Below are 6,626 nucleotides of genomic sequence, written 5' to 3' on the forward strand. Positions count from 1 at the left end.
CGGCTGGCCCAAGGACGTGATCATGAACGTCAACTTCCCGTCGCGTCCGGTGGAGGAGATCACCGAGGTGGAGGTCACCCGTCAGACCTTCCGGGACGCAAGTGTGCGCCACGCCGAGAAGCGCACCGACCTGCGCAACCGCGAATATTACTGGATGGGTTTCCGGCAGGAGCGCTCCTCGCCCGCCGACGGAACCGACCTGAAGGCGATTTACGACGGAAAGATTTCAGTCACGCCCTTGCACATCGACCTGACTCACCTTGAGACGGTTCATCGTCTCAAGGGTGTGCTCGGCGGTGTGCCGCCCAAGGCGTAGGTGACAGGAATAATGGCCAAACCGGAGAAGGACTCGCCCGAGACGCGGCTGGCGCGCCTGATCCTGAATCTGCGTTCGCAGGGGGTCAGTGACGCGGGCGTGCTGAACGCCATCGAGTCCACGCCGCGCGACCTGTTCACGCCTGACCTGTTCCAGGAGCGGGCCTGGGAGGATTCGGCTCTGCCGATCGCCTGTGGCCAGACCATCAGTCAGCCCTTCATCGTCGGGCTGATGACCCAGGCGCTCGGCCTGGAATCGCGGTCTCGGGTTCTGGAGATCGGCACGGGCTCGGGCTACCAGACCACGGTGCTCTCCAAGCTTTCCCGGCTGGTCTACACCGTGGAGCGCTACCGCACCCTGATGGGGGAGGCCGAGGCCCGCTTCAAGACGCTGGGTCTCACCAATGTGATCACGCGATTTGGCGACGGCGGGCTGGGTTGGCCCGAGCAGGCGCCTTTCGACCGCATTCTGGTCACAGCAGCGGCGCCAGATGAGCCCAAAGCTTTGCTTTCGCAGTTGAAACCGACGGGGGTTTTGGTGGCGCCCATCGGCAAGGGGCCGGTTCAGAGCCTGAAACGCTATACCGGCGACGGCGCGGGCGGCTTTGTGGTGGAGGTTCTGACCGATGTCCGGTTCGTGCCTCTGCTGGACGGCGTGGCCAGAGAGCTTTAGCCGTCCACAACCTTACGAGTTTGTGGGTTGGCGATGGCGGGCTCCTTAACCCATCATTAACCCCGACGCCTCGACTGATTCCGAACCCATAGAGCGGAGCGGCGATGACGCTTTCTTATTCCCGAACGGCCTTGATCCTGTTGGCGGCGACGTCCCTCAGCGCCTGCACGACCTATTCGCCGTTCGGCGAGGACGCCCAGGTGGCGCGGCCGAACTATCCGACGCGCCTGCCGGCGCCCGGCGCCCAGACCTTGCCGCCCGCGCCGGACCAGGGGCCGATGCCGCAGGCGGGTCCCTCGACCGGACCGGTGGACAGCCGTCCGCTGGAGCCGCTGCCCGGCGGCCCGGCCTATGTGACGCCCTCGACCCCGCCTTACCAGCCGTCGCCGCCGGTGATGCAGACCATCACGAGGGATATCGTGACGGGCGCCGTGGTGGACGCTGACGGCCCGGCCAAGACCTATACGGTCAAGAGCGGAGACAACCTGGACGCCATCGCGCGGACCCTGGGGACAACGCGGAGCCAGCTGGCCGAAGGCAACGATCTGAAGCCGCCCTACATCGTGCGGCCGGGCATGACGCTGAAGGGACCCTCCAGCAGCGCCAAGGCCTATGTGGTCGGGTCCGGAGACACCCTCTACGCCATCGCCCGGCGGTTCTCGGTCAGCGGCCAGGCCCTGGCCGAGGCCAACAGCATGGACATTGATGACTCGCTGCAGGTGGGTCGCCGGCTGTTGTTGCCTGATGGGTTCCAGGACAAGGGCCCCACCACGATCACCACCCGCGTCCAGGTTCCGGGGACGGGGATCCAGGCCCCCGCGCCGTTCCAGCCCCAAGCGCCCGCCCAGCCGCAACGCCCGCCGGCCTATACGCCGCCGCCCGTCGCCCAGCCAGAACCCGAGCCGCCGCGCACCACCACCACGACCACCACCAAGACCTTCGTCACCGGCAAGGTGGTGGAGGTGGCGGGACCGCCGCAGATCTACACCGTCAAGAGCGGCCAAGCCCTGGACGCCATCGCGCGCGCCATGAACACCACCCGCAAGCAGTTGGCCGACGACAACAAGCTGAAGGACCCCTACGTCCTTCATGCCGGCGACAAGCTGAAGGGTCCCGCGACCACGGCGAAGGCCTATGTGGCCGGCTCCGGCGACACCCTGACCCTGATCGCCAAGCGCTTCAGCGTGACGCCCAAGGCGCTGGCCGCCGAGAACGGCATGAAGATCACCGACTCCCTCAGATCGGGCCGCAAGATCACCCTACCGGACGGCTACAAGGACAAGGGCCCGGTCAAGGAGACCACCCGCACGACGGTGACAGCGCCGGCCGAACCCCGCCGCGACACGAGCCCGGAACCGAGCCGGCCCTACACGCCGCCCGTTTCACAGCCGGTGACGCCGCCGCCATCGACGAACACCTACAGCCGTCCGACGACTCCCACCCCCAGCCGACCGGCCCCTCCGCCGTCGTCCAGCTCCGGGCCGCTCTCCGACAGCCAGATCACCACCGAGGGACGCGGCCGGTTCAACTGGCCGCTGCGCGGCGACATCATCTCGGACTTCGGTCCCAAGGGGACGGGGCAGCGCAACGACGGGCTGAACATCCGCGCCAATGCCGGCGAAGCGATCCGCGCCGCCGCCGCCGGCGATGTGGTCTATGCCGGCGATCAGGTGCCCGGCTTCGGCAACCTGGTGCTGATCAAACACGCCGACGGCTGGGTCACGGCCTATGGGCACCTCGCCCGGGTGGATGTGAAGATGCAGCAGAAGGTGGTTCAGGGGCAGCAGATCGGCCAGGCCGGCACCAGCGGGGGGGTCTCAGAACCCCAGTTGCACTTCGAGGTTCGCTACGCCTCGGCCCCCAGCGAACGGGCCCGGCCCATCGATCCGAAGCTGGTCCTGGGACGATAGAGCTTCTCCCTCTCCGGTCAGGGGAGGGAGAGTCGCCTTACATCGGCAGGGTCTTGCCCAGTTCCCCCGCCAGGTCGCGGATGAACTGCCAGGCGACACGGCCAGAGCGGCCGCCGCGTAGCTGCGCCCACTGCAGAGCGCGGCGTTCCAGGTCGGCGACAATCAGGCCGTGGGACCGCGCATAGGCCGTCACGGCTTCCAGATAGGTCGCCTGGTCCATCGGCGGGAAACCGACCCAGAGGCCGAAGCGGTCGGAGACGCTGACCTCTTCCTCGGCGTCCTCGGCGGTGGCGATCAGGCCGCGATCCTCGGCATGGCCGCGCGGCATCAGGTGACGGCGGTTCGAGGTGGCGACGAACAGCACATTGGCCGGCGGCCCCGAGACGCCGCCCTCCAGCGCCGACTTCAGCGCCTTGGCGGCCGCCGCGCCCTCCTCGAAGGACAGGTCGTCGCACAGCACCAGGAACCGCTCGGGGCGTTCGCGCAGGGTGTCGAACAGGGCCGGCAGGGCGGTGACCTCATCGCGGTCCACCTCCACCAGCTTCAGGTCCGGTGAGTCCCCGGCCACGGCCATGAAGGCCGCCTTGGTCAAAGAGCTTTTGCCGGTGCCGCGCACCCCCCACAGCAAGGCGTGGTTGGCGGGCAGGCCCGCCGTGAACCGCTGCAGATTCTCCAGGAAACGGGCCTTCTGCCGGTCCACCCCGACCAGAGCCTCCAACGGCAGGGCGTAATCGGGGGCGGGATGGAAGGCGTGGGTCACCGGGTCGTGCCGGAAAAGCCGGGCGCCTTCAAAGGCCGGCGGCACGCGGGCGGGGGGCGCCAGACGCTCCAGGGCGGCGGCGATGCGTTCGAGAACGGGTTTCAGGTCTGAATCCATGACGTTGGTGCTTAGCGGGCCTGTGGTTCCATTGCAAAACCGGGGGCGAACGCATAGCTTCCGCCGACTTGAAAACGGGCGGCTTTCGCCGACCCGACGACGGACTTCGGAGAGACCATGTTCGCCACCCCCGCCTTCGCTCAGACCGCAGGCGCCGCCGCCGGCGGCGGCCCGACGGAAATGCTCATGCAGTTCCTGCCGCTCATCGGCCTGGTCGTGCTGTTCTACTTCCTGATGATCCGCCCGCAGCAGCAGCGGATGAAAGCCCACCAGGCGATGATCTCCAACGTGAAGCGCAACGACACCGTGGTGCTGAACTCCGGCATCATCGGCAAGGTTGTACGTGTCGAGGACAAGGAAGTGGGCGTCGAGATCGCCCAGGGCGTCAACGTCAAGGTGGTCAAGTCGATGATCTCCGACGTCCGGGCCAAGGGCGAGCCCGCCCCGGCCAACGATTCCAAGGCCTGAGAGCCCCGTAGATGATCGCTCCGTCGCGCTGGAGAACGATCGCCGTCCTGTTTGCGGTGATCTTTGGCCTCCTGTTCAGTCTGCCGAATGTCATTCCTCAGAAGACGCTCGACAGCCTGCCGGGCTTTGTCCCGAAGCAGAGGCTGAATCTCGGCCTCGATCTCCAGGGCGGGTCACACCTGCTGCTGGAGGTCGACACCAAGGCCCTGCGCGTCGAGAAGATGACGAACCTCGTCGAGGACGTCCGCACGACCCTGCGCGAAGAGAAGATCATCTTCACCGATCTTGGCCAGGTGGAGGGCGCAGTGTCGGTGCGGATCACCGATCCGGAGCAGGTGACGGCCGCGGCCAACCTCCTGCGCCGGACGGTGGGCGCGCCCATGGCGGCCGCCACCAGCGGCCGCGACGTGACCATCAGCTCCGGCGACGATCAGAGGATTCGCGTCGTCTTCTCCGAGCAGGCCCTGGTTGCAGAAGCCGGCAAGGCGGTGGAGCAGTCCATCGAGATCATCCGTCGCCGCATCGACGAACTGGGCACCAAGGAGCCGGATATTCGGCGCCAGGGTATCGACCGGATCATCGTCCAGGCGCCCGGGGAGAGTGACCCGGAAAAGCTCAAGAACATCATCGGTCAGACCGCCAAGCTCACCTTCCAGATGGTGGACGATTCGGTGACCCCTGAGGAAGCGGCCGCCGGTCGCGTGCCGCCAGGGTCGCAACTGCTGCCCAATGAAGAGGGCGGTGCGATCCTGATCAAGAAGCGCGCCCTGGTCACCGGCGAGATGCTCACCGACGCCCACCAGGGCTTCGATAGCCAGAGCGGCCAGGCGGTGGTCAATTTCCGCTTCAACGGTCAGGGCTCGCGCCGCTTCGGGGACGCCACGGCCCAGAACCTGGGCAAACGCTTCGCGATCGTGCTGGACAATCGGGTGATCTCCGCCCCCGTCATCCAGAGCGCCATCACCGGCGGCTCAGGCCAGATCAGCGGCAACTTCACCGTCGAGAGCGCCAACAACCTGGCCATCCTGCTTCGGGCCGGCGCCCTGCCAGCGCCGCTCAACGTCGAACAGCAGCAGACCGTCGGAGCCGAGCTGGGCGCCGACGCGGTCCAGGCCGGCAAGATCTCCACCGCAGTGGGCTTCGTCGCCATCCTGATCTTCATGCTGCTGTCCTACGGCGGGCTGTTTGGCGGGATCTCGGTCATCGCCCTGCTGGTCAACGGCCTGCTCATCATCGGCACCCTGTCGGTGACCCAGGCGACCCTCACCCTCCCGGGGATCGCCGGCCTGATCCTGACCCTGGCCGTGGCGGTAGACGCCAACGTGCTGATCTATGAGCGCATGCGCGACGAGGTGCGGGCCGGACGTCAGGTGCTGTCGGCCATGGATGCGGGCTTCTCGCGCGCCATGACCACCATCATCGACGCCAACGTGACCACGATCCTGGCGGCGTTGATCATGTTCCAGTTCGGCTCGGGCCCTGTTCGCGGCTTCGCATGGACCCTGTCCATCGGGGTGATCACGTCGGTCTTCTCCGCCGTGGTGGTGACGCAGTTCCTCCTGTCGATCTGGTTCCGCAAGGTTCGCCCCAAAACCCTGCCGATCGTCTAGGGAGACGCCGACATGTCCAAATACTGGCCTCTCATCAAGGTGCTCCCGATCAGGACGAACTTCAGGTTCGTCGCCTTCTCGCGGCTGGCCGCGATCGTCTCGGCGGTCGCCGTGGTGGTCTCGCTCGGCTTCACGCTTTTGCCGTTCGAGGCGCCCTGTGCTGGCCTTTCCTGCGGGATCGACTTCAAGGGCGGGACCCTGCTGGAAATCTCCACCGCGCCCAAGGCGGTGGATCTCGGGCTGGCCCGCGCCACCCTGGACGCCCAGAACCTGGGCGAAGTTCAGGTCCAGGCCTTCGGTGAACCCACCACCGCGATGATCCGTTTCCAGACTCCCGACGGGCTGAAGCCCGCGGTGGCTGTGGACAAGGTCAAGGCCGCCCTCGTCGTGGCGCTTGGGCCCGTCACCTTCCAGCGCGCCGACGTGGTGGGCCCCAAGGTGTCCGGAGAGCTCTTCCAGAGCGGCCTTCTGGCCCTGGGCCTCGCGATCGCGCTGATGCTGCTCTACATCTGGTTCCGGTTCGAATTGCAGTTCGGGGTCGGCGCCGTCGTGGGCCTGTTCCACGACGTGATCCTGACCTTCGGCGTGATCGCGATCTTCAAGCTGGAGTTCAGCCTCACCACCATCGCCGCCATCCTGACCATTATCGGCTACTCGATGAACGACACCGTGGTGGTCTTCGACCGCCTGCGGGAGAACCTGCGCAAGTACAAGTCGATGCCGCTGGGCGAGGTCATCGACCTGTCGATCAATGAAACGCTTTCCCGCACCGT

Annotated in this window: 6 protein-coding genes and 1 pseudogene; 6 read left to right on the forward strand and 1 reads right to left on the reverse strand. The window is 66.7% G+C overall.

Annotation, left to right across the window (positions count from 1 at the left end):
* The 3 genes and pseudogenes from AAC997_RS03880 to AAC997_RS03890 form a co-directional block, all read left to right on the forward strand.
* Positions 1-316: pseudogene (locus AAC997_RS03880) on the forward strand (5'/3'-nucleotidase SurE); the annotation flags it as partial.
* Between the two features lie 12 nt (positions 317-328).
* The gene (locus tag AAC997_RS03885) at positions 329-988 is read left to right on the forward strand and encodes a protein-L-isoaspartate(D-aspartate) O-methyltransferase (RefSeq protein WP_340644387.1); all 660 of its coding nucleotides are present in this window, start codon (positions 329-331) and stop codon (positions 986-988) included.
* A 104-nt stretch (positions 989-1,092) separates the two neighbouring features.
* Positions 1,093-2,898, forward strand: coding sequence for a LysM peptidoglycan-binding domain-containing protein (locus AAC997_RS03890; RefSeq protein WP_340644388.1), 1,806 nt, complete (start codon positions 1,093-1,095; stop codon positions 2,896-2,898).
* Between the two features lie 37 nt (positions 2,899-2,935).
* Here AAC997_RS03890 and AAC997_RS03895 read toward each other — a convergent pair whose 3' ends face one another.
* Positions 2,936-3,775, reverse strand: coding sequence for an ATP-binding protein (locus AAC997_RS03895; RefSeq protein ID WP_340644389.1), 840 nt, complete (start codon positions 3,773-3,775; stop codon positions 2,936-2,938).
* A 117-nt stretch (positions 3,776-3,892) separates the two neighbouring features.
* Between AAC997_RS03895 and yajC the strand changes: the two genes are divergently transcribed.
* The 3 genes from yajC to secF all read left to right on the forward strand — a co-directional run.
* Positions 3,893-4,243: a preprotein translocase subunit YajC gene (gene yajC / locus AAC997_RS03900; RefSeq protein ID WP_340644390.1), complete on the forward strand. Its 351-nt coding sequence runs from the start codon at positions 3,893-3,895 to the stop codon at positions 4,241-4,243.
* An 11-nt stretch (positions 4,244-4,254) separates the two neighbouring features.
* Positions 4,255-5,853: a protein translocase subunit SecD gene (gene secD, locus AAC997_RS03905; RefSeq protein ID WP_340644391.1), complete on the forward strand. Its 1,599-nt coding sequence runs from the start codon at positions 4,255-4,257 to the stop codon at positions 5,851-5,853.
* Between the two features lie 12 nt (positions 5,854-5,865).
* Positions 5,866-6,626: protein translocase subunit SecF (gene secF, locus AAC997_RS03910; RefSeq protein ID WP_340644392.1), on the forward strand; the 761-nt coding region annotated here is incomplete at its 3' end.

This window comes from Phenylobacterium sp. (genome assembly GCF_037968635.1).
Lineage (GTDB): Bacteria > Pseudomonadota > Alphaproteobacteria > Caulobacterales > Caulobacteraceae > Phenylobacterium.

Bases quoted from the DNA above. Each gene is read 5' to 3' on its own strand.
- yajC (WP_340644390.1), top strand. From the start codon at position 3,893: ATGTTCGCCACCCCCGCCTTCGCTCAGACCGCAGGCGCCGCCGCCGGC.
- secD (WP_340644391.1), top strand. From the start codon at position 4,255: ATGATCGCTCCGTCGCGCTGGAGAACGATCGCCGTCCTGTTTGCGGTG.
- AAC997_RS03885 (WP_340644387.1), top strand. From the start codon at position 329: ATGGCCAAACCGGAGAAGGACTCGCCCGAGACGCGGCTGGCGCGCCTG.
- AAC997_RS03895 (WP_340644389.1), bottom strand. From the start codon at position 3,775: ATGGATTCAGACCTGAAACCCGTTCTCGAACGCATCGCCGCCGCCCTG.
- AAC997_RS03890 (WP_340644388.1), top strand. From the start codon at position 1,093: ATGACGCTTTCTTATTCCCGAACGGCCTTGATCCTGTTGGCGGCGACG.